Origin of the sequence: Lacrimispora sp., from assembly GCF_031982545.1 — a bacterium.
Taxonomy (GTDB): domain Bacteria; phylum Bacillota; class Clostridia; order Lachnospirales; family Lachnospiraceae; genus Lacrimispora.
Genome location: NZ_DALYXB010000011.1, coordinates 156626 through 172371, shown reverse-complemented (window position 1 = coordinate 172371; position 15746 = coordinate 156626). Strand labels below are relative to the sequence as shown.

Sequence of the window (15746 nt, the reverse complement as noted above, 5' to 3'; positions counted from 1 at the left end):
CAATTATGTTACAACATTTTGAAGCTGAATAAATCAGTAAATAGTATGATTTATTCCTCTTTTTTCTGCTTCTATAACTGCTTTAGAACGACTATTCACCTCCAGCTTTGTAAACAGATTCAGTACATGACTTTTTACTGTACTGATTGAAATATATAACAATTGGGCGATTTCCTCATTACTTGCCCCGGAACTGATCAGTTTTAAAACCTCTAATTCTCTTTTGGTTAAAAGTGGATCACCTTTGACTGTATTTTTAGATGTATTTTTAAAGTAGTTTAAAATGTCTTTGGCATACATGATACTTCTATTATCAGAGACGGTATTTTCCTTGGTCAGAAATTCAGTTAGTATTGATTTCATTCGGGTTTCGTAATTGATGAATAATCTTAAATAATTTTCATTCCGGCATTTAATAAGAGCCTTGTGCAACTCCGTAAAAGCAGATTCAGGTTTTGATAATCTTAGCCACGCGTCTGATTTCAGTATTTCTAACTGAGTTTCATAAAGCCCCCCAATACTGTCCAGTTTTAATATTTTATCAATATAAAGAAGTGCATTTTCATATTCCTCTCGTTTAACCAGTATCTCGGCCAGTAAAACATAATCATGCAAATTGTATTTTTGCAAATTATCCGTAGGGGACAATTGATATTGCTCAATGAATTCTTCTGCTTTTTCAATATCACCCATATCCAGAAAAATTCTTGCCCTGCAGTACTCAATATGTCTTTTAAAGCCATAGGTGTTTTCTTTTTCTGAAAGAATCAAAGCTTTATTAATTACTTCAATTGCTCTGTGGTCCTTCCCTTTTGCTAACAATGAGCGGGCTTTTATTACATAGCAATTATTTTTTATATCAAAGATACCGCTTTGTTCAAACATTTGAATTGCTTTATCTGAATAATCAGCAGCGAGTTCTATATCATTTTTTAAATAAAAGATCTCGGATAATCCGGAATAGATAATACCTAATAAAGGGATGGAGTTTCCTCCTTTTTCTTTTAAGTATTTTTCTGCTTCCTGATATAGAATTTCCCCTTCTTTTAATCTGCCCTGGCAGGTCAACATCATGCCAAGACCTCCCCATGAATAAGCAGCCGAATAAAGATTTCCTATTTTAAGGCTTGCGGTTAGTGCTTTTAAATAATATTGTTCTGCCTCCCAATTATCTCCATGAACGATGTATGTAGTTGCAATACTCATTAAGGCAGCCGCATAGTTGGGATTAAACTGATCCACCAGCTCCATGGCACTTTTCAGCAGCTGAATACTCTCTTCCAGGTGATTCATTTTAATAAATGCTTTTGCAATAAGATATTCCCCTTTCATATCAAGCTGTTTATTTAATGCTTCCTCTTCATATTTATTTTCAATCAGTTCTATATAATAACTGGCGTCACTGATTTTATGTCTGGTTAAATAAATCCACACATAATCCAGCATCAGCCGTATATTCCCGAATACATATTGTGCCGGCACAGATTCGATCCATTTTTCAATTACTGTGAAATGTCCCTGATAAATCAGAGGACTGCTGTTCTGTTCAATCAGATAAATTGCCTTTTCGTAGCATTGTGCTTTCAGATAGCAGGTGCAGGCTTCCTGTGTGTAGCCTTTTAATTCGTACCATTGTGCCGCTTTCCCATATATATCTTTTGCTAATTCAGGCTCATTTTCGTATGCTTTCTTTCTTAAAAAAGTTGCAAAAAGACTATGATACCGGTACCATTCCTCTTTCTGATCAAAACAGGAGAGAAATAGATTCATTTCAAGCGCCTGCCTTAACAGATCACCGCTGCTTTCCATATTAGTCACAGCCTGGCACAGTTCAAGGGAAAACACATCTAACAGTGATGTCTTTATCAGAAACTCATAGAGAGCAGGAGACTGGCTGTTTAAAATATCTTCCATGAAATAAGCTGCAAAATTTGACTGAAATATCATTGTTTCAATGTCTGATAATGATTCTGGACCCTTATGTTTACAATATAAAGCGGCAATCTGAAGTCCTACCGGCCAGCCTTCCGTTAATTCATAAAGCCGGGTTAACTGATCGTATGTAAGCTTTAACTCCATGATCTCGTTTGCATATGCTGCTGCTTCTTTTTTGCTGAACTTAAGCTCATTTTCTCCAATTTCAATGATACTATTTTGATGCACGATTCCTGACAGCTGGGATGTTATATGCAGGCGGCTTGTAAGAATCAGATGTATATTATAAGGCATGTGATTAATGAAGAATTTCAGTCCATTAAAAATCAGTCTGTTTTTTATTACATGCAGATCTTCAATTATAAAAAGGAAATTTTTTCTGCTCTCCAGAATCTCATTGATTAGTACTGTAATCATTGTTTCTATACCGCCTATTCGGGAGGCGCTTAATAGATTTAATGACTTTTCGCCAATTTCTGGTATTGTTGATTTTATCGCAGATATAAAATAAATCCAGAATCTGTTTTCTTCATTATCATCTGCTTCCAGAGTGAGCCATGATGCAGTTAATGATCTTTTTTTATGCATTGTTATCCAGGAACTTAAAAGAGTTGTTTTTCCGAATCCGGCCGGCGCACTGATAAAGGTCAGTTTGCTGCTCATGGAATCATCCAGTATACCAAAGAGTTTCTCTCTTGCTATGGCTCTCTGCCGGTAAATATGATTAATGCAGTATTTTGTTTCCAGAAGTTCAATCGGATTATTCATTATGCGATCCCTGCCTGATCTATTTTTGCCATTACAGATTATATCATATATGAAAAAATGCTATGAAAAATCTTAATATCATGATAAAACCTGACAGCGGAATTTGCAATATGCGTTGTAAATATTGTTCATGTGCGATAGAGTCAGGTAAACGCAACCAATGGGAAGCTGTATGCCTTGATTTATAAGGCGTTCAGATTCCCATTGGTTGATTTGGTTATCTCATAATGCATCTTTCCCACGTTCTCCAGTGCGGATTCTGACTACGTCATCTACATCGTAGATAAAAATCTTACCGTCACCGTAATTACCGGTATTAATCTGTGCCACTACTTCATTAACAATTACTTCTGCAATTTCTGCAGGTATAACAGTTTCAACTTTTAATTTTGGAAGCAGATTAACCGTAGTTTCCGTTCCTCTGTAGATTGTCTTATAACCCTTCTGGTTGCCATAACCCATAATATTTGAAATCATTAAACCATTTGCCTTATTGTCATTGAGAATTTTCTTTACATCCTCCAATCGTTCGGGTTTAATAATAATTTCTAATTTCTTCATACAAATACCTCCTTTTGGATATTGCCCTAATATTTAGTTACCCCTTTTTAAATCTGTGTAACTGCTTAATTTCCGCGTTGTCAGCAGAGTCAAAATCCAGTTCAGACTTTACTAACTGAAGATCCGGATATGCGGCTACACCCATTTCTGGAATATCCAGTCCGGCAAGTTCTGCTTCTGGTGATACTCTTAAGCCCCAAACTTTGTCCAGAACTCGAAAGAATACATAAGATGCACCAAATCCCCATACAAAAAGAACAATTACTGCAATAAACTGGGCTGCAAACTGGGAAGCATCACCGTAGAATAAACCCTTCACCCCACCTGCAACACCGTTGATTCCATCTCCGTAGGACCCATCTGCAAATAAGCCTAAAGAAAGAACTCCCCAGAGACCGTTTACACAGTGAACAGAAATGGCGCCTACGGGATCATCCAGCCTTAAATGATTCTCTACAAAAGATACTGCCAGACAAACCAATATACCCGCTATTAGTCCAATAATAAAAGAAGAAGCGGCATTTACAAACGCACAGGGTGCAGTAATGGCAACCAAGCCTGCCAGTGCACCGTTTGCCGTCATGGAAGGATCTGGTTTCCCATATCTGATCCACATATAAAACATGGCTGCCAGACCACCGATTGCACCGGCTATCATAGTGTTAGTAGCAACAACAGAAAGCCTGAAATCCGAAGCGTTCAGCGTGGAACCGGCATTAAAAGAAAACCAGCAGAAGAATAGGATAATGGTTCCAATAATGGCCATAGGAATATCGTGTCCCGGAAATGCCCTTGTAGTTCCGTCCTTTTTGAATTTACCAATTCTTGGACCAATAACAATTGCGCCAGCCAGAGCAAGCATGCCGCCCATGGAGTGAACGACTGCAGAACCGGCAAAATCTACCACGCCGTGTCCCAAACCAAAGTTTTTACCAAGGGTTGACAACCAGCCCCCGCCCCATACCCAGTTTCCGAACAGAGGGTAGAGAAACATGGAAATAAAAAATGAAGTAATAACAATTGCGGAGTATTTTATTCGTTCTGCAACAGCACCGGTTGGTATCGTAACGGTGGTATCCATAAATACCATCTGGAAGAAAAATAATGCATAGATACCAGGATCATAGACACCGTCACCTGATAATAGAAATCCTTTATAACCCAGAATACCACCAATTCCGGGTATTGACAACATGGCGTTAAGTGCACCTCCCCCTGTTCCCAGGCCTGCAGCGCCGCCGGAGCCGCCAAACTGGAGTGCAAAACCAACAAGAAAATATCCTACAGCGCCAACTAAGAATACCATAAAGTTCATTGTCATAGTGTGAGCTGCATTTTTACCACGGCAGAATCCGGTTTCAACCATGGCAAAACCGCACTGGAAAAAGAATACCATAAAGCCGGTTATCATAATCCAGGTAAAATTAGCACCATAATAGGCTTTGTTGGCCATCGTAGCCACATCTGTAATTGTCTCTTTTCCGGTAGGCATTACATAGGAAGCACCTGTTGGATCTGCACTGCCTGGTGAAGAAAAAGCCAAAGCCAGTGCGATTGCTGCTATTCCTAATACGATCAGTAAACCAATGATTGTTCCTGTTTTTTTCATGAAAATAACCTCCTTTTTATTGAAACATTTTTTACTTCCCAATAATCTTACTTCTTCTTTTCCTTCATAAAATGATTCCAGCAAAACTCCGACGTACTTTTGTAAACTTCCTCCTTAAGCCTGCCTACCGAGAAATAATACCGGATACCCAGATACATCACCAATAAACCCAATATCGCTCCGGGAATCTGTGAATTTAAAACTTTAATGCTAATATGATTGAAAAAACTAAAAGCACAAAAAAACATACCAAGAAAAATAATAAATAAGGCTGATCCAAAAAGTACTGTCAGTGTCAGGGCTTTTTGTCTTAAGATTGTTGATTGGTTTTGCTTTTTCATAAATTCCTCCTTTAAAATCAAATAAAAAAAGAGCCTAGCCTGAGAAGGCATAAACTCCATCGTTAATTAGTTAGAATTAAGTTTTCAATAATAAAAGAAGTCAAAACGCGCGCGTTCTGACTTCTTCGTCGATTAAATGAATGATATAACCTTAATATATAACTTTGCTTCGTAAAATGCAACTGTAATCCATAATAATCAGCTATAAATCGTAATACAATTTTAGCCATAATGCGACATTTTTCTATATTCAAATTAACCCGGATCCGACCTTACCATTTCCTTATTTGATTGAAATTAATTTGGTTATTAAACTATTTTGTTGATTGATTTTGTTTTGATGGTTGAAAATTGTCTGAATCTCTAATATGTTAAAATACAAAAGGAAAAAATGTAAAAACAACACAAAGTCAACAATAAAACAACTTAAAACAAAAATAAATCAATAAAAATAAATAAAAATATTGAAAAAGCAAAAATAATATGCTACAATTTCCACATAAAGGACATATCGGGGTGTGTCCGGAGCAATAAACTATATTTTTTCATTTTAAGGAGGTTTATTTTTATGAAAAAGGGGTTAGCAATGGTCCTTGCGGCAACGTTGATTTTATCAGCAACGGGATGCGGCAGCGGGACAACAGCAGCAACTACGGCTGCAGAAACTGAGAAAAAAACAGAAGCTTCAAAAACAGAAGAAACCACAACAGCAGCGCAGAAGGTAGCAGACGCACAGGCTGCCGGTTCTCTGAAAGGTAAGAAAGTAGCTGTAGTCAGAAATTTAGCTGCCGGCGATCATACACAGCAATTCCTCGATGGCTGTGTATCAGAAGGCAAAAAATTTGGGTGGACTGTGGATACGTTTGTTACAGATGGGGACGATGCAAAAGCACAGGAGACGGTAGCGCAGGTAATTGCAAAAGGTTATGATGGTTTGATTGTATCTCATGGACAGCTTTCTTATTCTTACGATATGTTAAAGCCTGCAAGAGATAAGGGAATGGCAGTTGTTACGTTTGATACCATGCCATTTAAAGGCGGAGATGCAAATGGTCTTCTTCTGGATGGCGTAACATCAACCGCTCAGAATGATCAGGCACTTGCAGAACTATCCCTGGGCTATATGATGAAGGAATTTGAGGCAAAGGGAGGTAAATATCCCATGAAGGTGCTGAAAACATTTATGGGTCCTGGCATTCCTCCTCTGGACAGGCGTAACGAGATTTATGCAAAGCTGGAAGACGAAGGAAAGATTAAGACTCTGGAAGTAATTGCACCATCTGACTCTGCCAATGCAAGAGGAGATATGACCAATAAGACAGCAGCGATTCTTCCCAAGTATCCGGAAGGATCCGTAGATGCAATCTGGGGATGCTATGATGAGCTTGCCAAGGGAGTTCTGCAGGCACTCAATGATGCAGGCAGAACAGATATTCCGATGTATACCATTGACGTATCCAATGATGATATCCAGCTGATGGTTAAGAATCCTCAGGTGTGGAAATCGACTGCGGCAGTTGATCCAAAGCTGATTGGAATCGTGGATACCCGCCTTCTTGCTCTTAAGTTATTAGGAGCAGAGACTCCAAGTTATTTTGATTTAAATGCCAGCAACATCGTAACAACGCAGCTGAGTGCAGAGACCACCATGGGTGATCTTGGCAAGATTGTAGATGGCTGGGGCGATGCCGAAGATCCGAAAGGAGCCCTGTTTACCGATGTGATTAAAGGGCTTTATGTAGAATAGCGGGATTCATTTCACAGTCATTACATAGGTAAGGAAGAGACGTCATGAACGAGATAAAGCTTGAAATGAAGGATATATCCATAGAGTTTCCAGGGGTTAAGGCTTTAAATGGAGTTGATTTTAGTTTGACAAGTGGCAGCATTCATGCGCTCGTTGGAGCCAATGGTGCCGGCAAGTCTACGCTGATGAAAGTGCTTGCCGGTGTTAACACACATTATACAGGACAAATCAGTGTCGGAGGGGAACCGGTGGAAATCCGGTGCCCCAAAGATGCAAAAAATCTGGGAATAGAAATTGTGTTTCAGGAGGTTGACACAGCTTTAATCCCATATCTGACTGTTGCTGAAAATGTGATGTTTAACACCCTGGTCAATAAAATGGGAAAAAAACAGATTGTACATTGGAAGGAAATCAAACGGGCGGCAAAAGCAGTACTTGAAAAGTTAAATGTGGCAGTTGATATTAATAAGCCGGTATCTGCGCTGACACTTGCACAAAAGCAGATGGTTTTAATTGCACGGTGTGTGGTGGAAAAGTGCCGTTTTCTCATATTAGATGAACCTACAGCGCCTCTTTCTAATTCCGAGACACTGGAATTGTTCCGTGTTGTCCGGGAATTAGCAAAAGAAAATGTTGGTGTGGTATTTATTTCTCACAGGCTGAGTGAGCTATACGAAATTTGTGAAAGCATCACCATCATGAGAGACGGTATGCTGGTAACAAATCTGCCTCTTACGAAAGAACTGGAGGTAAATACCCTGGTGGAATATATGCTGGGACGCTGCTATGAGGATAATTATATTAAAAAAGCATGTAAAATTGGGGAACCGCTCCTTGAAATAGAGGACCTTACCGAGAAAGACGGCAAGGTGAAGAATATAACCATAACCGTACGTGAAGGGGAAATCGTAGGTGTGGCAGGTCTGGTAGGAGCCGGAAAGACAGAGCTATGTAAGACGTTGTTTTCTGCCTATCAGCTTAAAAGCGGTACTATGAAGCTCCGGGGAAAAGTAATCCGTGCGAAAGGTCCCACACAGGCGGTAAAAAACGGTCTGGCTCTGGTTCCGGAGGAACGCAGGAAGGAAGGCGTTTTAATCTCAGATACGGTAGTATCCAACATTTCCGTGGCGGCTATGGAGAAATATACCAACAAATTATCGGTTGTCAATAAAAAACGGGAGAAAGAGGATGCAAGAAGTATGATCCGTGATCTTGGGATCAAGACACCGTCTGAAAACCAGGTGGTTTCTCTTTTATCCGGAGGAAATCAGCAGAAGGTAGTAGTTGGAAAGTGGTTGAATAAAGATTCGGAAGTTTATATTTTCGATGAGCCCACAAAGGGAATTGATGTAGGTGCCAAACAGGATATGTATGAGCTGATTGAAGGACTAGCTGCCAAAAGGAAAGGCATCATCTATGCAACCTGCGAATTTCAGGAAATATTAAGTATCTGTGACCGGATCTATGTCATGTATGACGGAGAGATCATCAGGGAGCTAAAAGCAGCGGATACGGATGAGAAGGAACTGCTTTATTATTCGACGGGAGGTAAATGATATGTCTGGGGCAGAGAAGGTAAAAAAGAAAGGTAATTTAGGGGATTTTATAACAAGATGGGGTACGATTGCAACAATGGTAATCCTGTTTATTCTGTTTACGTTTGGTAACTGGAGTAAGGATACGGGGACAAGCATGTTTCTGACTCAATCCAATATGATCACAATTTTACGTGCCGTGTCGATTACTACAATTATTGCGATTGGTCTAACTTTTGCACTGGCGGTTAATGGAATGGATCTTTCCATAGGAGCTACGGCGCAGCTGGCAAATGTATTTGTAATGACCTGTTTTGTATGGCATAACATCAACATCGGCGTTTCGATAATTCTTACCGTCTTAATCTGTTTAAGCGTTGCGGTGATTAACAGCATTCTGATTGTTAAGTTTAAGATACCAGATATGGTTGCTGCACTTTCCGTTATGTTTATGTATCAGGGTGTTTCCATGACTTATTCAAAGGGCGGCGCCATTACGGAGCGCATGACCAGGGCGGATGGAACTCAGGCGCCAGGTCTTGTTCCCGAGGCATTCAGGGCTTTGGGAAAAGAACCGTGGCTGATTATCATCATGGTTTGTGTCGTGCTGTTTGCTTATTTCTTTCTGAATTTTACAAAGCATGGCAGATATATGTATGCGGTAGGAGGTAACCCTGAGGCAGCCGAGCTTTCGGGAATTCCTGTGGCAAGGTATAAGATTCTGGCCTATTTTCTGTCAGCAACCTTTGCTTCCATTGGCGGCATCTGCCTGGCAGCACGTGTGGGAACAGCACAGATCTCTGCCGGAGATGCATATTTAATGCCGTCTGTATGCGCAGCTTATATTGGCTTTTCCGTATTAGGGGCTGGTAAGGCCAATGCTTTTGGAACGTTTGCAGGGGCGGTTTTAGTAGGTATGCTGGAAAATGGACTTATTATGATGTCCGTTCCGTATTATGCAATGAACATAATTAAGGGCGCAGTTCTGGCAATTGCACTTGCCATGACCTATGCCAGCGGAAAAACAAAGAATGCAAACTAAGCAGAGAATTATAAAATGAACGGGGAAGGTGACAAAAATGTCTAAATACGACAGTTATTTTTTAATGAAGGCACCAGAAGTTCCAGATTACGTACGGGAAAAGCTTTCCTATTTTGACAAAGGAGCCGAGCTGGAATGTAAGGAAATTGGTGACGGAAACTTAAACTATGTATTTCGGGTAAAGGATGGAAAAAGCGGTAAATCAATAATTGTAAAACAGGCAGGCGAGGCTCTTCGAATTTCTGCTGATATGCATATTTCCACGGACAGAGGAAGAATAGAGGCTAAGATTCTGGGCATTCAGGAGATGTACGCGCCGGGACTGGTTCCTAAGGTTTATCTTTACGATGGTGTGATGTGCGCCATGATCATGGAAGATATGACCGGACATACCATGATGCGTACCGGCCTGATCAATCATGAAATTTACCCTCTGTTTGCAGATCATGTGACCACATTTATGGTAAATTCCCTTTTGCGAACCACGGATGTGGTAATGGGGCATAAGGAAAAAAAGGAACTGGTAAAGAGCTTTATCAATCCAGATTTATGTGAGATCAGCGAAGATCTGGTGTACAGCGAACCTTTTATTGACTATAACCACAGAAACAATGTATTCTCACCCAATCTGGATTTTGTAAGGGAAGAGCTCTACGAGGATCAGGCACTGCATTTGGAAGCTTCAAAACTGAAATTTGAATTTATGAATCATGCACAGTCGCTGATTCATGGAGATCTGCATACAGGATCTGTTTTTATTAATAAAGAGCACACATTCATTTTTGATCCGGAATTCGCATTTTTTGGACCAATGGGTTACGATATCGGCAATGTAATAGCAAATATATTCTTTGCATGGTGCAATGGAGATGCTGTCATTTCTGATGAAGAAAAGAAAGCAGAGTTCTGTACATGGTGCCTTCAGACCATTTCCGATGTGGTGGATCTTTTTATTGAAAAATATAATCAGGTATTTGATGAATATGCCACTGACCGTATGGCAAAAGTACCGGGATTTAAAGCGTGGTATCTGGAGCGGATCCTTTCTGATACAGCAGGCGTTGCCGGACTGGAATCAATCCGCCGGATTGTGGGCATGGCCAATGTAATTGATATTACAACCATTCCGGATGAAACAAAACGTACCAGAGCAGAGCGAATTGTGGTCACGCTGGCCAAAAAATATATTATGAACCGGGATACCTTCCGCTGTGGTGCAGACTATTTAACAGCGATTAAAGAGGCAGTAGGTAAGTACCAATCATAAAAGACGGGAAAGGCAAAAACATGAGTGAAGACAAAAAGAAATCCATTATGGATTATGACACAGTGGCACTTGATGAAGAAAACCATGCCCTGGTTATTATAGATCAGACACAGCTTCCGTATAACACGGAAATTCTTTCATTAACAAAACAGGAGGATATCTGGAGCGCCATTTATCTTCTTAAAGTAAGAGGGGCGCCTGCAATCGGAGTGGCGGCAGCAATTGGCATTTATCTGGCAGCAAGAGAGATTGAGGCTTCTGATTTTGAAGAGTTTTTACAGAAATTCAGGAAAGCAAAGGATTATCTTGATTCAGCCCGTCCGACGGCTGTGAATCTTTCCTGGGCTTTAAAACGAATGGAAGGAATTGTTTTAGACAATAAAAACAAGTCTGTTTCTGAGATCGTAGAGGAATTGCATAAAGAGGCTGTAAAAATAAGAGAAGAGGATATCTGGGTGTGTAAGACGATTGGAGAATATGGTCTTACCCTTGTAAAACCAGGAGATGGTCTGCTGACGCACTGCAATGCAGGGCAGCTTGCCACTGTAAAGTATGGTACTGCAACGGCACCCATGTATCTGGGACAGGAACGGGGATATCACTTCCGCATTTTCTCAGACGAAACCAGGCCGTTGCTCCAGGGAGCTAGACTGACATCCTTTGAGTTAAAGGAATCCGGACTTGATGTAACCGTTATCTGTGATAATATGTCCGCTTCTGTTATGCGTAAGGGATGGGTCAATGCAGTGTTTGTAGGGTGTGACAGAGTGGCGGCCAATGGAGATACTGCGAACAAAATCGGAACTTCCATGGTGGCACTGGCTGCGAAACGCTACGGCGTGCCCATGTATATCTGCGCACCGACCTCTACAATTGATTTAAATACACCGACTGGTAAGGAAATCCACATTGAAGAACGTCCTGCAGCGGAAGTGGTGGAGATGTGGTATGAAAAACCAATGGCTCCCGAAGGAGTGAAGGTTTTTAATCCTGCATTTGATGTGACGGATCATGATTTAATTGCAGGAATTGTGACGGAGTATGGAATCGCAAGAGAGCCATATAGTGAGTCGCTGAAAGAGATATTCAGAAGGAAGCAGGAAGCGTTAAAAGGTGAGTCACGGTAAAGAGGATGCCTTACTTTAAGGGACATCCTCCTGATAGACCGGGTTAGGCGTCGATGGCCTCATACAGGGTGACATTATATTTAGTCAGATACTCGGTCCACTGGCTGTCAAGATTTTTGTCGGTGATCAATCCGGTAATTGCATCAAAGCCAGATATGGTGATGAAAGAGGTTTTATTGAATTTGGAATGGTCCGCTACCAGATAGATATAATTGCTGCGTGTAAGCAGAGTCTGCCGTATGGCTGCAATTGATTCGTTGGAATCGGTGATTCCGTGTTCCATGGATATGCTTCTGCAGGACATAAAGGTTTTATCCAGATAGAAAGACTCCAAATTCCGGATTGCTGTATTGCCGACAAATGCCTTATCTCTTGGCGCATAGGAGCCTCCCAGGGTTATAAGACGTATATCTTCTTTATCCTGAAGCTCATTGATAATGAGAAGGGAATTGGTAACCACGGTCAGGCGCATTCCCTGAAGCTCGCGGGCAATCTGGAGAGCGGTTGTGGAGGCATCTAAAAAGATGGAATCGCCGTTATGTATCAATGAGAGGCATTTTTTAGCAATGGACTTCTTACTCTCCATATATGCGGTTTCCCTTATGGTAAGCTCTACATTGTTCTCCACCCCGTCCTGTATGAATGCACCTCCGTAAGTTCTGGTAAGGAAACCGTCGTCTTCCAGCTGCTTTAAATCTCGGCGTATCGTTTCCTCGGTTACGGAAAATATTTTAGATAATTCCGTTACTGTAACGCTTTTCTTTTCTAATATAATATCTTTGATTTTGGCTTTCCTTGTTACTGCTAACATAGGCATGTTCCTTTCTTTCTGCGAACAAATTTTTTGAAATGCAGTATGAAACCATAAGAATACAGTGACATATATGTATATTGTATATTTTTTTTGACTAAATGTAAAGAAAAAATGATCAAAATAAAAACAAAACAAAATAAAACACATAAAAACAAATATAAATTTGCTAAAATACAGCAAAAATTGACAAGTTCAGACAAGCCATGTATCCAGTCGTTTGAACTTTGGAGGGATCGTTATGATGACAGTTCAGGGCGTGAAATACATGTCTGATTTTGAAGCCAAAAAGGCAATTTTGGATATTGGCAAGCGTATGTATGACAAAGGCTTTGTGGCTTCCAATGATGGAAACATAAGCTGTAAGGTGGGACCGAATACGATCTGGACAACACCCACCGGCGTATCCAAGGGATTTATGAAACAGGAAATGCTTGTAAAGATGGATTTAAACGGCAGGGTACTTATGGGCAACTCAAAACCCTCATCAGAAGTAAAGATGCATTTAAGGGTCTATCAGGAAAATCCGGATGTACAGGCAGTTACACACGCCCATCCTCTGGTGGCAACCAGCTTTGCCATTGCAGGTATCAGTCTGGATGCGGCTGTTTTGACGGAAGCAGTATTGGGGCTTGGCTCCATTCCCATTGCAAAATATGCAACACCCGGTACGGAAGAAGTTCCTGATTCCATTGCACCGTTTGTAAATACCCACAATGGAGTACTCCTTGCAAATCATGGAGCATTAACCTGGGGGAAAGATATTTTTCAGGCATTTTACCGACTGGAGTCCATTGAATATTATGCAACCATATTGATGTATACAGGGAATATCATCGGCCGTCAGAACGTACTTTCCTGTGACCAGGTAAATAAACTGCTTGATATCCGGCAAAAACTGGGCATTACTGCAGGCGGAATTCCACCCTGTTCCTTACAGGAAACCAATATGAGAGATGTAATTACTTCTTCCGATATCCGGCCAGCCTGGCCAGCTTCGCCGATTCAGGCTCCACTTAATCCGCCGGTTCATGAATTAAAAGGTGTAACCCCGCTTGTGAAACCTGGGCAGTCTTCCCCTCTTAAAGAAGGGGGATGTTCTTGTGGAATTTCTTCTATACCAAAAGAAACGGTGGAAAAGAAAGAGACAGAGCATTTGAGCAAGGCAAAGGATGAAATTATTGCTGAGGTTGTCAGAAGAGTCATGGGGCAGTTTAACTAGGAGGAAAAAATGGAAATTGGGACAAGGGAGATTGAACTGATCGTAAGAGAAGTGCTTGCAGGGCTGGATAAGAAAAGTCCGACGCCTTCTGTGATTCCTTCCCCGAGCGACAACGGAGTATTTGACCGGGTGGAGGACGCAATTGAGGCGGCTTACAACGCTCAGCGGGATTGGATCAATCATTATAAGGTAGAAGACAGGAGAAGGATTATTGAGGCGATCCGATCCGTTGCAGGAAAACACGCCCAATCACTGGCAGCCATGGTGCAGGAAGAAACCGGTATGGGCCGCGTGGAAGATAAGCTTCAGAAGCATCTGGCAGTCATTGAAAGGACACCGGGAGTGGAATGCCTGACAACAGAGGCAATCTCGGGGGACAACGGCCTTATGATAGAAGAATACGCTCCGTTTGGAGTTATTGGAGCGATTACACCGTCTACAAACCCTACAGAGACCATTATTAACAATACGATCAGCATGATTGCCGGGGGCAATTCGGTTGTGTTTAATGTTCATCCAGGTGCCAGACGTTGCTGTGCTCATTGCCTGAAGCTGCTTCATCAGGCAATTGTGGAAAGCGGCGGGCCAGCAAATCTTATTACCATGCAAAGAGAACCCGACATGGAAGCGGTTAATATTATGACCTCTGATCCAAGAGTCCGTCTGATGGTTGGAACCGGAGGAATGGGGATGGTGAATGCGCTGTTACGGTCTGGCAAGAAGACGATTGGAGCGGGTGCAGGCAATCCGCCTGTTATCGTAGATGATACCGCAGATATAAAGCTGGCAGCCAGGGAGATTTACCGGGGCGCCTCTTTTGATAATAATATTTTATGCCTGGCAGAGAAAGAAGTCTTTGTCATGGAGCAGGCTGCCGAGGAACTTATTTTCCAGCTGCAGCAGGAAGGGGCATTTTTGCTTCAAAAAGATCAGCTGCAGGAGATTTTAAAACTTGCCATGATTGAGAAGGACGGCACTTATGAAGTAAATAAAAAATGGGTTGGAAAGGATGCAGCTTTGTTCCTTCATGCAATTGGAATACACTGTGATAAGAATGTACGTCTTCTGATTTGTGAGACAGACCGGAATCACCCCTTTGTCATGGTAGAGCAGCTGATGCCGGTTCTTCCCATTGTCCGTTTAAACACCTTTGAGGAATGTATGGAAAGCGCAAAAGCGGCAGAATCAGGAAACCGCCATACTGCATCCATGTTTTCCAGGAATGTGGAGAACATGACCAGATTTGCAAAGGAGATCGAAACCACGATCTTTACAAAGAACGGAGCTACGCTAAGAGGTGTGGGTATCGGGGGAGAAGGACATACCACAATGACAATCGCAGGTCCTACGGGTGAAGGTCTCACCTGTGCGAAAAGCTTTACCAGAAGACGCAGATGTATGCTGGCAGAAGGCGGCTTAAGGATCATTTAAGGAGGTACATATGGCAATTGGCTTTTTGGAGTGTGCAGGATATGGAGCGGTTTTGTATGCCATGGATAAAGCGTGCAAGGCTGCAGACGTGAAAATCATTGGCATCGATACCATAAATCCCAAGGATGCAGCAGCATTTATCCCTCTTACTGCCCAGGTGAAATTTGAGGGTGGGGTGGATGATGTAAAGGAAGCCTGTGAAGCAGCAAGGCGGGCAGCGCTTGAACTTAACAGCCCGGAACAAGTCCTGGTCCGGATGATCGAAAGGCCGTACGAAGGAACAAAAGAACTGGCCCGCATAACAAAGGTAACATTCACGGAAGAAAATATAAATAATTAGAGGAGGTAGA

Annotated in this window: 13 protein-coding genes; 8 read left to right on the top strand and 5 right to left on the bottom strand. The window is 41.6% G+C overall.

Going from position 1 to position 15746, the window contains the following annotated elements; genetic code table 11:
* Positions 1 to 33: 33 nt before the first annotated feature.
* The 4 genes from ABS301_RS18945 to ABS301_RS18930 all read right to left on the bottom strand — a co-directional run bounded on the left by ABS301_RS18945 (position 34) and on the right by ABS301_RS18930 (position 5214).
* Positions 34 to 2703 (bottom strand): winged helix-turn-helix domain-containing protein, encoded by a 2670-nt coding sequence (locus tag ABS301_RS18945; RefSeq protein ID WP_349673700.1) that lies wholly within the window; start codon positions 2701 to 2703, stop codon positions 34 to 36.
* Positions 2704 to 2925: 222 nt separating this feature from the next.
* Entirely contained in the window at positions 2926 to 3264 is a 339-nt protein-coding gene (locus ABS301_RS18940) for a P-II family nitrogen regulator (RefSeq protein ID WP_349673699.1), read from the bottom strand.
* A 37-nt stretch (positions 3265 to 3301) separates the two neighbouring features.
* Entirely contained in the window at positions 3302 to 4873 is a 1572-nt protein-coding gene (locus ABS301_RS18935) for an ammonium transporter (RefSeq protein WP_349673698.1), read from the bottom strand.
* Between the two features lie 47 nt (positions 4874 to 4920).
* The gene (locus ABS301_RS18930) at positions 4921 to 5214 is read right to left on the bottom strand and encodes a hypothetical protein (protein WP_349673697.1); all 294 of its coding nucleotides are present in this window, start codon (positions 5212 to 5214) and stop codon (positions 4921 to 4923) included.
* Between the two features lie 568 nt (positions 5215 to 5782).
* Between ABS301_RS18930 and ABS301_RS18925 the strand changes: the two genes are divergently transcribed.
* Genes ABS301_RS18925 through mtnA form a run of 5 tightly spaced genes read left to right on the top strand, consistent with a single transcriptional unit; the run spans position 5783 to position 11932 of the window.
* Entirely contained in the window at positions 5783 to 6961 is a 1179-nt protein-coding gene (locus tag ABS301_RS18925) for a sugar ABC transporter substrate-binding protein (RefSeq protein ID WP_349673696.1), read from the top strand.
* A gap of 44 nt (positions 6962 to 7005) precedes the next feature.
* The gene (locus ABS301_RS18920) at positions 7006 to 8517 is read left to right on the top strand and encodes a sugar ABC transporter ATP-binding protein (protein ID WP_349673695.1); all 1512 of its coding nucleotides are present in this window, start codon (positions 7006 to 7008) and stop codon (positions 8515 to 8517) included.
* Position 8518: 1 nt separating this feature from the next.
* Positions 8519 to 9538 (top strand): ABC transporter permease, encoded by a 1020-nt coding sequence (locus ABS301_RS18915; protein ID WP_349673694.1) that lies wholly within the window; start codon positions 8519 to 8521, stop codon positions 9536 to 9538.
* Positions 9539 to 9575: 37 nt separating this feature from the next.
* Positions 9576 to 10805 carry an S-methyl-5-thioribose kinase gene (mtnK, locus tag ABS301_RS18910; RefSeq protein ID WP_349673693.1) on the top strand — a complete coding sequence of 410 codons (1230 nt, stop codon included), beginning with the start codon at positions 9576 to 9578 and terminating at the stop codon, positions 10803 to 10805.
* Positions 10806 to 10825: 20 nt separating this feature from the next.
* Complete coding sequence (gene mtnA / locus ABS301_RS18905) at positions 10826 to 11932, top strand: S-methyl-5-thioribose-1-phosphate isomerase (RefSeq protein WP_349673692.1); 1107 nt, start codon at positions 10826 to 10828, stop codon at positions 11930 to 11932.
* A gap of 43 nt (positions 11933 to 11975) precedes the next feature.
* On the opposite strand, the gene ABS301_RS18900 is transcribed toward mtnA, so the two are convergent.
* Entirely contained in the window at positions 11976 to 12743 is a 768-nt protein-coding gene (locus ABS301_RS18900) for a DeoR/GlpR family DNA-binding transcription regulator (protein ID WP_349673691.1), read from the bottom strand.
* A gap of 241 nt (positions 12744 to 12984) precedes the next feature.
* On the opposite strand from ABS301_RS18900, the gene ABS301_RS18895 reads away from it, so the two are divergent.
* Genes ABS301_RS18895 through ABS301_RS18885 form a run of 3 tightly spaced genes read left to right on the top strand, consistent with a single transcriptional unit; the run spans position 12985 to position 15736 of the window.
* Positions 12985 to 13965: a class II aldolase/adducin family protein gene (locus ABS301_RS18895; protein ID WP_349673690.1), complete on the top strand. Its 981-nt coding sequence runs from the start codon at positions 12985 to 12987 to the stop codon at positions 13963 to 13965.
* Between the two features lie 9 nt (positions 13966 to 13974).
* Positions 13975 to 15396: an aldehyde dehydrogenase family protein gene (locus ABS301_RS18890; RefSeq protein ID WP_349673689.1), complete on the top strand. Its 1422-nt coding sequence runs from the start codon at positions 13975 to 13977 to the stop codon at positions 15394 to 15396.
* A gap of 10 nt (positions 15397 to 15406) precedes the next feature.
* Entirely contained in the window at positions 15407 to 15736 is a 330-nt protein-coding gene (locus tag ABS301_RS18885; protein WP_349673688.1) for a BMC domain-containing protein, read from the top strand.
* The last annotated feature ends 10 nt before the right edge of the window (positions 15737 to 15746 follow it).

What these genes read in the sequence shown, in the direction of transcription:
- ABS301_RS18915 (WP_349673694.1), top strand. Translation starts at nt 8,519, where the DNA reads ATGTCTGGGGCAGAGAAGGTAAAAAAGAAAGGTAATTTAGGGGATTTT.
- ABS301_RS18890 (WP_349673689.1), top strand. Translation starts at nt 13,975, where the DNA reads ATGGAAATTGGGACAAGGGAGATTGAACTGATCGTAAGAGAAGTGCTT.
- ABS301_RS18895 (WP_349673690.1), top strand. Translation starts at nt 12,985, where the DNA reads ATGATGACAGTTCAGGGCGTGAAATACATGTCTGATTTTGAAGCCAAA.
- ABS301_RS18945 (WP_349673700.1), bottom strand. Translation starts at nt 2,703, where the DNA reads ATGAATAATCCGATTGAACTTCTGGAAACAAAATACTGCATTAATCAT.
- mtnA (WP_349673692.1), top strand. Translation starts at nt 10,826, where the DNA reads ATGAGTGAAGACAAAAAGAAATCCATTATGGATTATGACACAGTGGCA.
- ABS301_RS18920 (WP_349673695.1), top strand. Translation starts at nt 7,006, where the DNA reads ATGAACGAGATAAAGCTTGAAATGAAGGATATATCCATAGAGTTTCCA.
- ABS301_RS18940 (WP_349673699.1), bottom strand. Translation starts at nt 3,264, where the DNA reads ATGAAGAAATTAGAAATTATTATTAAACCCGAACGATTGGAGGATGTA.
- mtnK (WP_349673693.1), top strand. Translation starts at nt 9,576, where the DNA reads ATGTCTAAATACGACAGTTATTTTTTAATGAAGGCACCAGAAGTTCCA.
- ABS301_RS18925 (WP_349673696.1), top strand. Translation starts at nt 5,783, where the DNA reads ATGAAAAAGGGGTTAGCAATGGTCCTTGCGGCAACGTTGATTTTATCA.
- ABS301_RS18900 (WP_349673691.1), bottom strand. Translation starts at nt 12,743, where the DNA reads ATGTTAGCAGTAACAAGGAAAGCCAAAATCAAAGATATTATATTAGAA.
- ABS301_RS18935 (WP_349673698.1), bottom strand. Translation starts at nt 4,873, where the DNA reads ATGAAAAAAACAGGAACAATCATTGGTTTACTGATCGTATTAGGAATA.
- ABS301_RS18885 (WP_349673688.1), top strand. Translation starts at nt 15,407, where the DNA reads ATGGCAATTGGCTTTTTGGAGTGTGCAGGATATGGAGCGGTTTTGTAT.
- ABS301_RS18930 (WP_349673697.1), bottom strand. Translation starts at nt 5,214, where the DNA reads ATGAAAAAGCAAAACCAATCAACAATCTTAAGACAAAAAGCCCTGACA.